The organism is Streptomyces sp. NPDC059853, from assembly GCF_042731495.1.
Taxonomy (GTDB): Bacteria; Actinomycetota; Actinomycetes; order Streptomycetales; family Streptomycetaceae; genus Streptomyces.
Map to the genome: position 1 here is coordinate 1 of NZ_JBHWJL010000118.1, position 14,758 is coordinate 14,758.

A 14,758-nucleotide genomic window follows, 5' to 3' on the forward strand; every position below is an offset into this window, starting at 1 on the left:
GTCCACGGCCACATCGGCGATGGTGACCCCGAACCCGGTGGGCGCCGCCCGCTGCGGCGGCACCGGGACGGTAGGCCACTGCGGACGCCCGCGCCGCCGGTGGGAGTTGCCCCGGCGCATCGTCTCCGTCAGCGCGCCGAGCCCGTCCCGTCCCCCGTCCAGATACGCCCGGAGCATCGCCCACCACGGCCCGTGGTCCCCGGGCCCGGCGAGGGGGTGCCCGGGGTGCTGGAGCAGGAAGCAGGCGACGACGACCCCGTGCAGCGACCCCCACGGCTCCCGCCGCGCATGGTCCAGCGCGAGCAGCCGCTCGAACCGTTCCTGACACCCCACCCCGCCGCCCGGGGCCCCGCACGCCGCACAGTTCGCCATGCCGCCCAGCATGCGGGGCAGCCCCTCCCCCGCCCAACCCCTTTTCGGCCCGCCCCGGGCACAGCCACCGTTCCGGGCGGGAGCGGCGGGCAGAGGCGGTCCGTCGGCGACCCGGTTTCCCGTGCGGCCAGGGCATCGTTCCACGGGAGCGCCGCCGGGTTGCCCTGCTTGGGCGGGTGCGGGGTGTAGTGGTCCAGGTCGGGGCCGGTGAGGACCCGGGGGGGACGGTCTGACGGAGGGTGCGGCGCTGTACGGGGCGCTGGTGGCGGCCCGGAGGCCGGGGCCCGGTGGTCACCGGGCGCGGGCGGGGCGGGTGGCGAGCAGGGCGATCGTCCGGGCCGACAGGAGCACCGTGCAGGCCAGGGCGGTGGCGGCGGCCCAGATGATCAGGGCGGGCCAGATGTACAGCAGTTGGGCGAGGGTACCGGCGCGGTTCATGAGCAGGCCGGCGAGGGCGGGGAGGCCGAACAGCAGCGCGGGGCCGAGCGTGTACGGCAGCAGCCGGGCGCCGGTGCGCCACCGGGGGCGGGTGGCGGCGCGGGCGGCCCAGCGGCGGGCGCGAAGAGTGCCGCGCACGGCGAGGCCGAGGGCGAGCAGGGTGAGGGCGCCCAGAACGTAGTCGGCGGTCAAGCTGAACGGCTCGCCGGTGCCCGGGTCCCGGCCCTGGGCGAGCTCGACGAGTGCGTCGGTGATGACGGCGGCGTCGTCGCCGGAGACCATGCCGGTGTTGGTGACGACGGCGATGCCGATGTCCTGGCCGGGCAGCAGGGTCTGCACCGCGTTGTGGGTGAGGAGTTGCCCGGTGTGCTGGAGGCGGGCCGGTTCGGCACCGTCCGGGCTGGACGCCCAGCCCATGGCGTACCGTTCGCCGTCCGGCGGGGTGTGCAGCGTGCGCAGGCTCTGCGGGGTGAGTATCCCGCCCCCGTCGCGCTGGGCCAGCAGCCACTGGGCGAGGTCGTCGGCCGAGGCCAGGACGCCGAAGGAGCCGGCCACGAACCAGCGCGGGTGGTCGACGGCGAACACCCCGCCGTAGGCGCGGAGGTAACCGCGGGCCCGGTCGGGCATGGCGTCGGTGGTGTCGACGGTGCGGGCGTCGTCCATGCCGAGCGGACCGAACACCTCGGTGGCGAGGTAGTCGGCGTACGGGCGGCCGCTGACGGTCTCCACCAGCCGGGCGGCCAGGACGTAGTTGGGGTTGTGGTAGTTCCAGGCGGTGCCGGGGTCGGCGGCGAGCCGGGAGCCGGCCAGGCCGGCCACCGCCTCCCGCAGGGTGTGCGGCTGGGCGCGGCGCAGGTCGGGGTGGGCGGAGTCGGCCATGCCGGAGGTCTGGTTGAGGAGCTGGCGGACGGTGATGGTCCGGGCGCGGTCGTCGGCCATGGTGAACTCGGGGACATAGCGGCGGACCGGCTCGTCTGGATCGACGCGGCCCTCGTCGACGAGGTGCAGGACCGCCGCCGCCGTCATGGACTTCGACAGCGAGGCGATGGGCAGCGGGGCGCGGGCGGTGAGGTCCTCACCGGCGGCGGTGTGCCCGTACCCGGCGGTGTGCAGGACCTCCCCGTCCCGGGTGACGGCCACGGTGGCGCCGGGCAGACCGGTCCGCTCCCGGTAGCCGTGCAGGTAGGAGTCGATGGCGGCCGGGGTGAGGGCGTCGTCGCCGCTGTCGGCCGCGGCCGGGGTGGCGGCCCCGAGGGTGAGGAGGGCCGCCAGGGCGGCGAGGAGAGAACGCGTGGTCATGCCGGTCATTGCACCGGCGCGGGGGTGCCCGGGGCATTGGTGCGGAGGGGAGAACAGAGGTAGTGCCCACACTACCGACCCGGCCGGGGCGGGCGGGCTACCGTCACCCGTATGCGTCCCCGTACCGCCTGGCAGGCCCTCACCCACGCACCGCTGTCCTTTCTCCGTACGGGCTGGCCGTGGCGGGCGCTGGGCTATCTGCTGTCCGGGGTGGTGTTCGGCGCGGTGGCCGCGGTGGTGCTGCTGGCGCTGGCGGCGGCCGGTCTGGTGACCCTGCTGCCGCTGCCGGCGGTGGCGCTGTCCGGGATCTGGGTGGCCCGCGTGGAGCGGCTGCGGCTGCGGCTGGTGGACCCCGACCCGGTCCCCGATCCGCACCGCGCACCGGACGCGCCGGGGCTGCGGGCCTGGCTGGGCACCCGGCTGCGGGAGCCGGCGACATGGCGGGAGCTGGGGTTCACGGCGGTGTCGCTGACGGCGCTGTGGTGGATGGATGTGCTGGTGCTGGGCTTCGCGCTGGTGGTGCCGGTGCTGCTGATGCTGTCGCCGGTGGACGATCCGGGGGCCTGGCCGGCGCTGGTGGCGGGGGTGGCGCTGCTCCCGGCCGCCCCGTACACGATCAGCGCCTGGGCGGGCGCGCGGGCGATGCTGGCCCGGCAGATCCTGATGCCCCGGGACGGGGAGCTGGGCCGGGAGCTGACGGAGGTACGGGCGTCGCGGGCGCGCCTGGTGGACGCCTTCGACGCGGAGCGGCGGCGCATCGAGCGGGACCTGCACGACGGGGCGCAGCAGCGGCTGGTGTCGGTCGGGGTGATGCTGGGGATGGCGCAGCTGGACGCGGAGCCCGGCTCCGCGGTGGGGCGGCGGCTGGCGGCGGCGCGCGAGGAGATCGGGGTGGCGGTGGCGGAACTGCGCGAGCTGGGCCGGGGTGTGCATCCGGCGGCGCTGACCGACCACGGTCTTGCGGCGGCGGTGGAGAACCTGACGGCGCGCTCGGTGCTGCCGGTGACGGTGGACGTCCGGCTGCCGCGGCGGCTCCCGGCGGCGGTGGAGAGCGCCGCGTACTTCGTGATCGCGGAGGCGCTGGCCAACGCGGCGAAGCACAGCGGGGCGGAGCGGGCCGAGGTGACGGCGCGGCTCACCCCCGGGCTGCTGACGGTGGCGGTGCGGGACGACGGAACGGGCGGGGCCGATCCGGGCGGCGGGAGCGGGCTGGTGGGCCTTGCGGACCGGGTGGCCGCCGCCGGGGGCCGGCTGCGGATCTCCAGCCCGGCGGGTGGGCCCACCCTGCTTCAGGTGGAGATCCCGTGTCGCTGAGGGTGGTGCTGGCCGAGGACTCGCCGTTGCTGCGGGACGGCCTGGTCGGGGTGCTGGAACGGTTCGGGCACCGGGTGGCGGCGGCGGTCGGGGACGCCGACGCGCTGCTGGTGGCGGCGCGGGAGCACGCGCCGGACGTCGTGGTCACCGATGTCCGGATGCCACCGGGCCACGGGGACGACGGGCTGCGGGCGGCCGTGGCGCTGCGCGCGGAACGTCCGGGGCTGCCGCTGCTGGTGCTGAGCCAGTACCTGGAGCAGTCGTACGCCGCGCATGTGCTGGACCTGGGGGACGGACCGGGCGGCATCGGGTACCTGCTGAAGGACCGGGTGACGGCGGTGGCGGAGTTCGCGGACGCGGTGGCGCGGGTGGCGGCCGGGGCCACGGTGATGGATCCGGAGGTGGTCCGCCAGTTGCTGCGCCGCCGGAACGGGCCGCTGGACCGGCTGACGGCGCGGGAGCGGGAGGTACTGGCCCTGATGGCGGAGGGGCACTCCAACGGGGCGATCGCCCGGGCGCTGTTCGTGAGCGAGGCGGCGGTGCTCAAGCATGTCGGGGCGATTCTGCAGAAGCTGGATCTGCCGGTGACGGGTGAGAGCCACCGCCGGGTGCTGGCGGTGCTGACGTACCTGCGCGGCTGAGGGGCGGGCTGAGGCTCAGCGGCCGACGGGGCGCCGGGGCAGCGGGGAGGAGTACACGACGCTGGTGGTCACCGGCCCCAGGCCGCCGATGCGGCCGGAGATCTCCTCCAGGTGGCGCATGGAACGGGCCGCGACCTTGATGACGAAACAGTCGTCGCCCGTCACGTGGTGCGCCTCCAGGATCTCGGGCATCGCGCCGACGAGGTCGTGGAAGGGCTTGTAGTTGCTGTTCGGGTAGCGCAGCCGCACGAAGGCCAGGATGGTGAGCCCGACTTTCTCCGGGTCGACGACGGCGGTGTAGCCGCTGATGACGCCGGCTTCCTCCAGCCGGCGCACCCGCTCGGTGACGGCGCTGGGCGACATGGCGACGGCGCGGGCGAGGTCGGTGAAGCTGGCCCGGCCGTCGCGCTGGAGGGCGTCGAGGATGCGCCAGTCGACGGCGTCGGGGGAAAACTCGGTCATGGCCGAGAAGTACCACGGATTTCCCGGCTGGGGCAAAGAGATGCCGTGGATCATGCCTTCGATTGCGGCGAAGCGGGCCGTAGATTCACGGTCGTCAGCAAAGCGGCGGGCCCGGCCGCCCGCCCCGAGGAGAGGCTTCCGCCCATGTCCACGACCGCCCCCAGCCCCGTGCTGCGGACCCCCGCCGCGCCGCCCGCCGAGGCCGCCGCGTACTTCCGTGCCGCCCTGCGCTTCCACGCCGACGTCTCCGATGTCGCCGCGGCCCTCGCCTCCGGCGACGGACCGGGGTGCGTGGTCCTCGATTCCCGCTCCGCCGCCGCCTGGGAGCAGGGGCACATCCCCGGCGCGCTGCACCTGCCGACCGCGCGGATCCCGCGGGATGCCGCGCGGCTCCTGGACCCGGCGGTGCCCGTCGTCACCTACTGCTGGGGGCCGGGCTGCAACGGCGCCACCCGTGCCGCGCTGGCCCTGGCCGGACGCGGCTACCGGGTCAAGGAGATGCTCGGCGGTTTCGAGTACTGGGTGCGCGAGGGCTTCGCGTACGCGACCGGGCAGGGCACCCGGCGGCGCGACGCCGACCCGCTGACCGCTCCGGTCGCGGACGACTGCGGCTGCTGACCCCTCGGTTTCCCTCCGCCCGCCGACCGTGATACTTATACCGGTATAAGTATTGGATCAGAGTGAGCGGGATGTACAGCAGATGGTGGAGATCAAGACCGACGCCGCGATGGACGCGATGCGGGAAGCCGGGCGCGTGGTGGCGCACGCCCTGGCCGCGGTGCAGGAAGCGGCCGGGACAGGGGTGTCCCTGCGCGAACTCGACGAGGCGGCACGGGCCGTGCTGGACGAGGCCGGGGCCGGCTCGCCCTTCCTCGGGTACCAGCCGTCGTTCGCGCCGGTCCCCTTCCCGGCCGTGATCTGCACCTCGGTGAACGACGCGGTCTCGCACGGCGTCCCCACCGACTACCGGCTGCGCGACGGCGACCTGGTGAGTATCGACTGCGGCGCGCAGCTCGACGGCTGGGCCGGCGACGCGGCGATCACCTTCAGCGTCGGCACCCCGCGCCCCGGGGACGCGGAGCTGATCGACGCCACCCGGCAGGCCCTCGACGACGGGATCGCCGCCGCCCGGGTCGGCAACCGCCTCGGGGACATCTCGCACGCGATCGACACCGTCGCCCGCGCCGCGCGCTGCGGCATGCCCGCCGACTTCGGCGGCCACGGCATCGGGCGCCGGATGCACGAGGACCCGCACGTTCCCAACCGGGGCCGTCCCGGCCGGGGTTTCCCGCTGCGGCACGGGCTGGTCCTCGCGATCGAACCGATGCTCATGGCCGGCGGACGCAACGCGTACCGCACGGGCGCCGACGGCTGGACCCTGCTCACCACGGACGGCAGCCGGGCGGCCCACTTCGAACACACCGTCGCCATCACCGAGCAGGGCCCGCGCATCCTGACCCTGCCTTGAGCTGCCGGGCGGCGGGGCGTCCGGCTCGCCCGCCGACCGGTCAGCCCGTCAGCCGGTCAGCCCGCCAGGACGGAGACCGCCGCCGCCAGGTAGAGACAGCCGCCCGCCGTCACCGCCGCCCCGGCGACGGCCGGGGTCCAGCCGGCGATCGTCCCGGCGAACCGGGTGCGGCCCATCCGGCCGGACAGCAGCGCGTGGCCGCGTACGGTCAGCACTCCCACGGCAGTCAGGGTGACGGCCATGCCGACGCCGAACATCAGGACCAGCACCACCGCGTTGAGCGAACGGCCGGTGAGCATGCCGCTGACCAGCACCAGGAACGCGGACGGGGACGGCAGCAGGCCGCCGGAGACGGCGAGGGCCGTCAGGCCCCGGCGGGACCAGGGGGACACGTCCGGGACGGCGTGGCTGTGCCCGTGCCCGTGCCCGTGGTCATGAGGGTGGTGGTCGGGGTCATGGCCGTGGCCGTGCTCGTCCTCGTGGTCGTGACCGTGCCCGGTGCCGTGACGGAGCAGGACCCGGCGGCGCCGGGTGCGCAGGTGGCGGTGCACCAGGTGCGCCCCGACGCCGATCACCACCACACCGGCCGCGACCTGGAGCCAGGCGGTGACCCGCTCGGTGGCGAACCCGGCCGCCCCCGTCACGCCCACCCAGGCGCTGGCCAGCAGCAGCACGGACAGCGTGTGCATGATCGCGACGATGACGCCGAGCCGCAGCGCGTCCCGGTACCGGCCGCGCACGCCCACCAGATAGGCGGCGGTGATGCTCTTGCCGTGCCCGGGGGCGACGGCGTGCGCCGCGCCCACGCCGAGGGCCACGAGCACCGCGACCCAGAACACGGCCCGGCCGTCGAAGAGCGCGACGAGTTCGGCGTCCAGGCGGGTGAGGTCGGTCATGAGCGTGCCTTCCCGGCCCGGCGCCGGCCACGGAGCACCCAGGCCACGGCGCCGGCCACGATGGCGGCGGCCGTACCGGCCGCGACCCCGAAGCCGGGCGTGGAGAGGACACCCGCGTACCAGGAGAAGTTCATCCGCTGGGTCGTCTCCGTCGCGGTGAGCAGCGCGCTGCGCGGGTCGGCCGCCGTCTCGGCGGTGAGCACCGTCCGGTACGCCTCGTTGAGGTCGGAGAGCGCGCCGACCGTCACGTCCACCTCCTGTACGTCCCGCGGACACCGGTAGCTGAGCCGGGCGCCCTCGGTCAGGAGGTCGTCCATCGAGGTCACCTCGCCCGCGCAGCGGGTGCCGTCCTGGGTGACGTAGATCTGGTCGAGCAGGTAGCCGCGTACCTCCTCGGAGCGCTGGAGCTTCTGCTCGCCGGTCAGTTCGGTGGAGACCGTCCCGGTGGCCGGGTCCTCCAGGGCGCCGAGCGCCTGGCCGAGCGCCACCCAGTCGTCCTCGGCGGCGTGCCAGGCGATGCTGACGCGCGGGCCGTCGGCGCTGATGGTGGCGGTGGACGGCGGGCCGAACGGGTGGGCCGCGGCGGGTGGGGCCGGGCCGGCGGCGGCCCACAGGACCGCCGCGAGCGCGGCGGCAGCGGCGCAGGCGGGGGCGCTGCGCGGATGGCTACTGGTCACGGTGGTGGTGTTCTCCCGGAACGGCCGCCGGGGGGCGGGAGCCGGTCCGCGGCCCCCGCACCCCCGGGCGGGCTACTTGGTGATCGTGATGGCGGGGCTGTCGATCCGCTGGTTCTCGCTGGTGAGGAAGACCTCGTAGGAGGTGTCCTTCTTCACCCAGTTCGGCACCTTCAGCGCATAGGACAGCCGGCCGATCTCGTCCGCCTCGGCGGTGGCGACGACCCGCTCCCGCTCCTTGCCGTCCACGGAGCGGAGCCGGACCTCGACGCGCTCCCCCGGGTCGTAGCCGTACGCCGACACCTGGACGGTGTCCTTCTTGCGGGCGGTGGTCCGGTCGACGGTGACCTGCTCGCCGACGGTGTTCTCGTCCGTCCTGATCTCGTTGACGGTGCGCTCGCCGTCCGCGTTCTTGCGGATGAGGAAGCCGTCGTTGTGCTCGCCGTTGGCGAACCGCGACTCGTACCGGATGGTGTCCTCGGTGACGTCGATCATCTGGTAGAGCTGGGCGTTCTCGCCCGACCTGACGAGTTCGGCGCCGTTGTCCGTCCAGTTCTCGCCGTTGTTCAGCGCGTACATCTTGCCGCCGGAGACGGAGACGGCGTAGGTGACGCCGTTGTGCACGGTGACCGAGTCACGGCTGGTGATCTGGTTGCCGCGCCCGTAGGCGTGGTCGTGGCCCTGGAGTACCAGGTCGACGCCGTACTCCTCGAACAGCGGTCCCCACTGGTCGCGCACGGCGGCGTTGTTGCGGGTGCCGGTCATGGCGTAGACGGGGTGGTGGAAGGTCACCACGGTCCAGCGGTTGGGGTTGTCGCGGAGCAGGCCCTCCAGCCATTCGGTCTGCGCGGCCATGAGGGTGGCGTTGTTCTGGAAGTTGGAGTCCAGGCCGATGAACCGCACGCCCTGGTAGTCGACGGTGTAGACGGTCTGCTTCAGCTGCTCGTTGCCGGGCCCGTTGTCCGGGTACGGGAACTGGGGCCGCCAGAAGGAGGACAGCTGACCGCTGCTGTACTCGTGGTTGCCGGTGACGGAGAAGTTGTTGACCTGGCCGTCGATGAAGCCGCCCGCCTGGTACCACTGGCCCCACTCCTCCTCGGAGTTGGGCGAGTTGATGAGGTCACCGGCGTTGACGATGAGCTTCGCGTCGGGCCGGTCGGCGAACGCCTGGCGGAACACCCGGGGCACGGCCGAGTCGATGTAGTTCTGCGCGTCGCCGTAGTAGATGAACGAGAACGGCTCCAGGTCCTCGGCCGCCGTGGTGAAGTCGGTCCACGCGCTCCAGTTGACGCCGTCGCCGACCCGGTAGGTGTAGCGGGTGTCCGGTTCGAGGTCGGTGAAGCTGACGGTGTGGTAGGTGGACGCGTAGCCGAGGTTGGTGTTGACCGGCGTGCTGCTGCCGGCCCTGACCGTGGTGACCTCGCCCGCGGCGGGCTTCACGTCGCCGAGCCCGCGCGGGGCCTTGAGGATCTGCGCCTGGGCCGAGCCGGCCGGGGCCTCGGCGCGCCAGGTGACGTTCTGGGTGGCGGCGGGGGTGGTGGTCGGCGTCAGCATGACGCGGTCGGGCATCGGGGACGGCTTGTGGATCTCCGCCGCCGGGTGGGGAGTCGGGACGGCCGGGGAGTCGCCGAAGGCCAGCGGGACGGCCAGGACGCCGCTGGCGAGCAGCGTCGCGGAGCCGAGCACGGCGACCTTGGTGCGCGTGGACGCCATGGTCCAGCGAGCGGTGTGCGCAGTCACGTGTGGTGGAACCCTTCACGGAATTCGGTTCGGTAGGAGGCGTGAGGATTCAGTCAGAATCAGCCGAACGGTCCGCTGGTGCCGGATGACCACCGGGTGAACTCTGCGCCACCTGCCGGGCGGTGAGGTGCGGTGGGGCCCGGTGGCGGGCACGGCCGCCGGGACGCCGCCGGGTGTTCGCCGGGCGTTCGCCGAAGTGCCGCCGGGGCGCGCTAGCTTCCGGCCGGTCGGCGACGGTCGGCACACACGCGGCACGGCGGAAGGGCGGGCGGGCACATGGAGACGGTGGGGCGGACGGGGCGTGGTCCCGCCCGGGTGACGGCCCCGGTCCTGGCGCTGGGCGCGCTGCTCGTCCTGCTGCCGGCCGCCGACGCGGCCTCGGTCCACCCGACGACGTACAAGGACGAGACGTTCCTGACCGCCGAGACCGGCGGGGTGCTCGCCATCGAGGGCGGTGAGTGCTTCACCGACCCGGGCTGGGTCTCCGCCGCGGGCGAGGTGATGGTGCGGTACGTCCCCTGTGACGAGGGACCGGCCGCCAATCAGGTGTACGGCTTCGTCGCCGCCCCGGAGGGCGACGGCGGATACGAGCGGGAGCGCGTGGTGGCGTTCGGCTGGGAGACGTGCGCGCGCGGGTTCCGCATCCACTGGCCGGAGGAGGACGCGGCGGCCGGCATCGGTTTCTACCCCGTGCTGCCGACCGCCGCGACCTGGGCGTCGGGCGACCGCGATGTGATGTGTGTGGCCTACCGGCCGGCCGGTCCCCTCACCGGCTCACTGCTGCCCACCCTGTAGCCGGGCCCGTACCCCCTCAGCGGTAGTCGGCGGGGTCCGGGTTCTTGCCCTCGGCGAGCGCCTTGATGAACGGCCACGCGTCGGGCCGCGACCCGTCGGTGTCGGTGACCCCGTACTCCTTGCCGAGGTCGCCGCTGCTGAGCGAGGTGCCGTTCCAGCGCGCCCGGTCCGGGTCGGCGGCGAGCGCGGCGACACCCCGGCCCAGATAGGTGGGTGATTCGGCGATCGCGAATGCCGGGTCCTTCTTGATGCCGTCCCGCCAGTTCTCCTCGGTCACCTTGAAGTGGGTGTCCAGCATCGCCTCCGAGCGCAGGAAGCCGGGGGTGACGCAGACCGCCGCGCAGTCGTGCCGCTTCAGTTCCTCGCCGAGGGCCAGTGCCATCCGGATGGGGGCGTACTTGGTGAGATCGTAGTAGAAGCTCTGCCGGTACTCGCGGTTCGACTCGGCCGTGCCGTCGGTGACCTCGATCAGCAGGCCGCCGGGGTTGCGCACCAGCAGCGGCAGGGCGTAGTGGCTGGTGATGATGTGGGTTTCGGCGCCCAGCCGCAGCATCCGCAGGCCGTCCTCCAGGTTCAGCTCCCACATGGGGGTGGCGAAGGAGAGGTCGATGAGGTGGTCGCCGCCCCAGACGTCGTTCACCAGGATGTCGAGCCGGCCGTGGTCGCGGTCGATGCGCCCGGTGAGGGCGGCGACCTGCTCGGGGACGAGGTGGTCGGTGGGGACGGCGATGCCCGTGCCGCCGCTGCCGCTGTCCGTGCCGGCCGCCGTGACCAGCTCGGCGGTCTCCTCGATGGTCTCGGTGGCCCGGCCGACCTCACTGACCCGGGCGCGGGTGGTACGCCCCGTGGCGTAGACGGTGGCGCCCGCCCGGCCCAGTTCCACGGCCATGGCCCGGCCCGCGCCGCGGGTGGCCCCGGCGACGAGAGCGATCTTCCCGGCCAGCGGTGCGGCGGGGTTCTCCGGTGCGCCGGCGTCCTGTGCTTCCACGTGTGACACGTGTGGTCCTTCCGTTCCGTCGTGCGTGCGCGGACCACCCTCGCAGGGATACCCGACATCCACTGTCGTACTTTCCGGTGGTCTCCGGATGCGTGTCGCGGCGCGACGGCGGATCCTTGTGCCGTGATGGACGAAACGGATTTCTGGGAAATCGTGGATGCCAGCCGGGAGGGGGCGGAGGGCGATCCGGTGGTGACCGCCGACCTCATTGTCGAACGCCTGAGCGATCTCGATCCGGTGTCCGTCACCGACTTCGCCCGCCACTTCGAGTCCCGCTTCAACCGCGCCTACCGCTGGGACCTGTGGGGCGCCGCCTGGGTGGTGCTGGACGGCGCCAGCGACGACTGCTTCGAGAACTTCCGCTGCTGGCTGATCGCCCAGGGCCGGCACGTCTTCGAAGGCGCCCTGCACGACCCCGACGGCCTCGCCGAACTGCTGCCCGCCGACTTCGACCCCGAGGAGGACGGCGAGGCCGAGGAGGTCGGCTACGCGGCGTACGACGCGTACGAACGGCTGACCGGCACGGAACTGCCCGACCTCGGCCTCCCCGAACCACCCGAGGAGCCCGAGGGCGACCCGGTGGATTTCGAGGACACCGGCGTACTGGCCGCCGCCTACCCCCGGTTGTGGGCCCGCTTCCGCGCATAGCATGGCGGCCATGCCCCAGGAATCGCCCTCACCGACCGCCGCGCCCAGGATCGCCGTCACCGGCTCCTCCGGCCTGATCGGCTCCGCCCTCACCGACGCGCTGCGCGCGGACGGCACGGACGTCGTCCGGCTGGTACGGCGCCCGCCCGGCGCCGCCGACGAACGGTGGTGGGACCCCAGCGGACGCCAGCAGGAGACCACCGCCGCCTCGATCGCGGGCTGCGACGCCGTCGTCCACCTGGCCGGGGCCGGCGTCGCCGACCACCGCTGGACCGCCCGCTACAAGCAGGAACTGCGCGACAGCCGGGTCCTCGGCACCGCCGCCATCGCCGCCGCCATCGCCGCGCTGCCCGAGGCCGACCGGCCCCGGGTGCTGGTGTGCGGCAGCGCCATCGGCTGGTACGGGGACACCGGCACCGACGCCGTCGACGAGGACGCCCCGGCCGGCACCGGCTTCCTCGCCGATGTCTGCCGCGACTGGGAGGCGGCGGCCCTGCCGGCCCAGGAGGCCGGGGTCCGTACCGTGTATGCGCGCACCGGTCTGGTCGTGGCCCGCTCCGGCGGGGCCTGGGGCAAGCTGTTCCCCCTCTTCAAGGCCGGGCTCGGCGGGCGGCTGGGCGACGGCAACCAGTTCTGGAGCGCCATCTCGCTCACCGACCACATCGCCGCCCTGCGCTTCCTGCTGGCCGGCGAACCCGGCCTCTCCGGGCCCGTCAACCTCACCGGACCGCACCCGGTCACCAACCGCGAAGCGACCCGCGTGATGGGCGAAGTGCTGCACCGGCCCACCGTGTTCACCGCGCCCGCGCCGCTGCTGCGGGTGGTGCTCGGGGAGTTCTCGGACGACGTGCTGGGCAGCCAGCGGGTGCTGCCGCGCCGGCTGCTGGAGGCCGGGTTCACCTTCCGGCACCCGACGGTCGAGGACGCGGTACGGGCCGCGCTCGGCACCGAGGGCACCGAAGGCTGACCCGGCGGCGTCCTCCCCCGCCCTGTGCGACCTGCGTGCTCCCGTGCCCGCCGCGTGCGCTCTGCCGCATTCCGGTCACCGTGAGAGGGTCGGCGTCGGCCCGGGCGGCGTTGCCCGGCCGCGAATGGGCATCAGCCCCTGCGGGCGGGCCCACCCATGGCCCGTCCGGCAAGCGCCGACCGCCTCATGGGAGGACCCGTGCTGAGCAGCCGAACGCAAGCAGTGGATTCCGACGTCGTCGTCATCGGAGCGGGGACCGCGGGTCTCGCCGCCGCCCGCAACCTGTGCGACGCCGGGCTGACGGTGACGGTCCTGGAGGCTGCCGACGAGATCGGCGGCCGGATGGCCACCGGAAGCCGCGACGGCTTCCTTCTCGACCGGCACAGTGCCCTGACGGCACCCGGGCTGCCCGAGGAGGCGGTGCGCCGGCTCACCGGCGGCGCGCTGCTGCACGGGGCGGACGGGTACGTCCACCGGGTGGGCGAGACCACGGGCGCGGGCGGCCCCGGCGGCACCGTGCACGGCTCCCCCGGCGGTGCGGTGGGTGAGGAACGGACGGAGGAGGGGCGGTCGCTGATCGCCGCGTTCGACCACTCCTGGCTGCGCGCCAACCTCGCCCGCCTCGGCCAGCTCTCCGACGCACGGCTCGCCGCCCGGCCCGAACTCCCGGCCGCCGAAGCCCTCACCGCACGCGGCATCCCCGCCCGCATCGCCGAGGGTTCACTGCGCCCGCTCCTGACCGCCCTGCTGCACGACCCGCAGCTGGCCACCTCCAGCAGGCTGAGCGACCACGCGCTGCGGGCCTTCGCCCGCGACGGCCTCGCCCTGGCGGCGGGCGGCGCCGCCGCCGTACCGCGCGCCCTGGCCGCCGGGCTGCCCGACGGGGCGGTGCGCACCGGGGTACGGGCCACCACCGTGTCCACCTCCCGGGTGGAGACGGAACGGCACGGGACGGTGCGCTGCCGGGCCGTCGTCGTCGCCACCGGCGCCCAGGAGGCGGGCCGGCTGCTGCCCGGCCTGCGGGTGCCGCGCTTCCGGCCGGTGACGGTGCTGCACCACGCGGCGCCGGAGGTGCCGCCGCAGGCCGGGCCGGAACTGGTGATCGACACGGCGCGGGACCGGGGCCCCCTCACGTACACCCTGGTGGCCTCGGCGGTGGACCCGTCCCGGGCGCCGGAGGGAGCGTCGCTGGTGACCTCGGTGGTCCTGGGCCACGCGGCGGGCGAGCCGGCCGAGATCCTGGACAAGGCGGCCCGCTCCCAACTGGCGGCGCTGCACGGCACCTCCACCGCCGACTGGCAGTTGCTGGCCGCCCACCACGACGCACGGGCGGTCCCGCTGAACCCGCCCCCGTACGCCGGCCCGCGCCGCACCCGGCTGCTGGACGGCCTGTACGTCTGCGGCGACCACCGCGGCGCGGACGACCTGACGACGGCGGCCACGGCGGTCACAGCCCTCCTCCAGGACTTCGGCCGCCCGGCGACGACGGAACCCCACACGAGCGCGGCGGCGTAGCGGCGTGCCGGGGCCCTTCCCGGGCGCGGGCCCGCCGGTCGGACGCCCGGGCGCCGGTGGGCCGGGGGCGGGTTGTGGACTCGGGCCCGGACCACTCGTAAGGGCGTTCGGGCCTGCCGCCTGCCTCACCATGACTTGGCGACGGTGCAGCCCTGTGGCACCGCTCGGCTACAGTCACCCTGGGACGCCCTGATCGCCCGCCACCTGCGCCGACTTCGGAACCCCAAGTGGACACGCGACACGCGGATCGCACCGAAGCAGAATGACGGAAATGACCAGAATGACCCTGCGGCTCGCTGCCCGGCAGACCAGCCGTCGGAAAGAAACCGCAGGTCAGATACCGTGGCGACCGCCCTCCGGGGCGGTCGAGGATCGCAACTTGGTGCCGGCCGTTGTGTGCTGGGCCGCGATACGGCGTGGCGACCGCCCTCCGGGGCGGTCGAGGATCGCAACCTGTGATGCGGCGACCCGATGACCGGCGAGGAGTGCGGGGGTGGCGACCGCCCTCCGGGGCGGTCGAGGATCGCAACGG

General features: G+C 74.3%; 15 protein-coding genes. 8 read left to right on the forward strand and 7 right to left on the reverse strand.

Annotated elements, in window-relative coordinates:
- The coding region (locus ACFV5N_RS14895; protein ID WP_385598976.1) for a DUF5946 family protein at positions 1–372 on the reverse strand (372 nt) is incomplete at its 3' end.
- Positions 373–663: 291 nt separating this feature from the next.
- Entirely contained in the window at positions 664–2,109 is a 1,446-nt protein-coding gene (locus ACFV5N_RS14900; protein WP_026047277.1) for a serine hydrolase, read from the reverse strand.
- A gap of 111 nt (positions 2,110–2,220) precedes the next feature.
- On the opposite strand from ACFV5N_RS14900, the gene ACFV5N_RS14905 reads away from it, so the two are divergent.
- Positions 2,221–3,423: a sensor histidine kinase gene (locus ACFV5N_RS14905; protein ID WP_019432930.1), complete on the forward strand. Its 1,203-nt coding sequence runs from the start codon at positions 2,221–2,223 to the stop codon at positions 3,421–3,423.
- Positions 3,414–4,064, forward strand: coding sequence for a response regulator transcription factor (locus ACFV5N_RS14910; RefSeq protein WP_019432931.1), 651 nt, complete (start codon positions 3,414–3,416; stop codon positions 4,062–4,064). The genes ACFV5N_RS14905 and ACFV5N_RS14910 overlap by 10 nt, the downstream gene beginning before the upstream one ends.
- 15 nt (positions 4,065–4,079) lie before the next feature.
- Here ACFV5N_RS14910 and ACFV5N_RS14915 read toward each other — a convergent pair whose 3' ends face one another.
- Positions 4,080–4,526 carry an Lrp/AsnC family transcriptional regulator gene (locus tag ACFV5N_RS14915; RefSeq protein ID WP_019432932.1) on the reverse strand — a complete coding sequence of 149 codons (447 nt, stop codon included), beginning with the start codon at positions 4,524–4,526 and terminating at the stop codon, positions 4,080–4,082.
- Positions 4,527–4,670: 144 nt separating this feature from the next.
- Between ACFV5N_RS14915 and ACFV5N_RS14920 the strand changes: the two genes are divergently transcribed.
- Together ACFV5N_RS14920 and map are read left to right on the forward strand one after the other, a co-directional pair.
- Entirely contained in the window at positions 4,671–5,144 is a 474-nt protein-coding gene (locus ACFV5N_RS14920) for a rhodanese-like domain-containing protein (protein WP_019432933.1), read from the forward strand.
- 82 nt (positions 5,145–5,226) lie between these two features.
- A complete protein-coding gene (gene map / locus ACFV5N_RS14925; protein ID WP_019432934.1) occupies positions 5,227–5,994 on the forward strand; it encodes a type I methionyl aminopeptidase in 768 nt (255 codons plus the stop codon).
- Positions 5,995–6,050: 56 nt separating this feature from the next.
- Here the strand turns inward: map and ACFV5N_RS14930 are convergent, their stop codons facing one another.
- The 3 genes from ACFV5N_RS14930 to ACFV5N_RS14940 all read right to left on the reverse strand — a co-directional run bounded on the left by ACFV5N_RS14930 (position 6,051) and on the right by ACFV5N_RS14940 (position 9,304).
- A complete protein-coding gene (locus ACFV5N_RS14930; protein WP_019432935.1) occupies positions 6,051–6,890 on the reverse strand; it encodes a hypothetical protein in 840 nt (279 codons plus the stop codon).
- Entirely contained in the window at positions 6,887–7,567 is a 681-nt protein-coding gene (locus tag ACFV5N_RS14935; protein ID WP_019432936.1) for a hypothetical protein, read from the reverse strand. Before ACFV5N_RS14935 ends, ACFV5N_RS14930 begins: the two co-directional genes overlap by 4 nt.
- A 72-nt stretch (positions 7,568–7,639) precedes the next feature.
- Complete coding sequence (locus tag ACFV5N_RS14940; protein ID WP_385598983.1) at positions 7,640–9,304, reverse strand: fibronectin type III domain-containing protein; 1,665 nt, start codon at positions 9,302–9,304, stop codon at positions 7,640–7,642.
- A gap of 315 nt (positions 9,305–9,619) precedes the next feature.
- On the opposite strand from ACFV5N_RS14940, the gene ACFV5N_RS14945 reads away from it, so the two are divergent.
- Positions 9,620–10,099 (forward strand): hypothetical protein, encoded by a 480-nt coding sequence (locus ACFV5N_RS14945; RefSeq protein WP_385598986.1) that lies wholly within the window; start codon positions 9,620–9,622, stop codon positions 10,097–10,099.
- Between the two features lie 16 nt (positions 10,100–10,115).
- Here ACFV5N_RS14945 and ACFV5N_RS14950 read toward each other — a convergent pair whose 3' ends face one another.
- Complete coding sequence (locus tag ACFV5N_RS14950; RefSeq protein ID WP_337489092.1) at positions 10,116–11,096, reverse strand: SDR family oxidoreductase; 981 nt, start codon at positions 11,094–11,096, stop codon at positions 10,116–10,118.
- Positions 11,097–11,222: 126 nt separating this feature from the next.
- Between ACFV5N_RS14950 and ACFV5N_RS14955 the strand changes: the two genes are divergently transcribed.
- The 3 genes from ACFV5N_RS14955 (at position 11,223) to ACFV5N_RS14965 (ending at position 14,226) form a co-directional block, all read left to right on the forward strand.
- Positions 11,223–11,744, forward strand: coding sequence for a DUF4240 domain-containing protein (locus ACFV5N_RS14955; protein WP_385598991.1), 522 nt, complete (start codon positions 11,223–11,225; stop codon positions 11,742–11,744).
- A 1-nt stretch (position 11,745) separates the two neighbouring features.
- Complete coding sequence (locus ACFV5N_RS14960; RefSeq protein ID WP_019432941.1) at positions 11,746–12,711, forward strand: TIGR01777 family oxidoreductase; 966 nt, start codon at positions 11,746–11,748, stop codon at positions 12,709–12,711.
- 198 nt (positions 12,712–12,909) lie between these two features.
- Entirely contained in the window at positions 12,910–14,226 is a 1,317-nt protein-coding gene (locus tag ACFV5N_RS14965) for an FAD-dependent oxidoreductase (RefSeq protein ID WP_385598989.1), read from the forward strand.
- The last annotated feature ends 532 nt before the right edge of the window (positions 14,227–14,758 follow it).

Bases quoted from the DNA above. Each gene is read 5' to 3' on its own strand.
- ACFV5N_RS14905 (WP_019432930.1), top strand. From the start codon at position 2,221: ATGCGTCCCCGTACCGCCTGGCAGGCCCTCACCCACGCACCGCTGTCC.
- ACFV5N_RS14955 (WP_385598991.1), top strand. From the start codon at position 11,223: ATGGACGAAACGGATTTCTGGGAAATCGTGGATGCCAGCCGGGAGGGG.
- ACFV5N_RS14930 (WP_019432935.1), bottom strand. From the start codon at position 6,890: ATGACCGACCTCACCCGCCTGGACGCCGAACTCGTCGCGCTCTTCGAC.
- ACFV5N_RS14900 (WP_026047277.1), bottom strand. From the start codon at position 2,109: ATGACCACGCGTTCTCTCCTCGCCGCCCTGGCGGCCCTCCTCACCCTC.
- map (WP_019432934.1), top strand. From the start codon at position 5,227: ATGGTGGAGATCAAGACCGACGCCGCGATGGACGCGATGCGGGAAGCC.
- ACFV5N_RS14960 (WP_019432941.1), top strand. From the start codon at position 11,746: ATGGCGGCCATGCCCCAGGAATCGCCCTCACCGACCGCCGCGCCCAGG.
- ACFV5N_RS14915 (WP_019432932.1), bottom strand. From the start codon at position 4,526: ATGACCGAGTTTTCCCCCGACGCCGTCGACTGGCGCATCCTCGACGCC.
- ACFV5N_RS14920 (WP_019432933.1), top strand. From the start codon at position 4,671: ATGTCCACGACCGCCCCCAGCCCCGTGCTGCGGACCCCCGCCGCGCCG.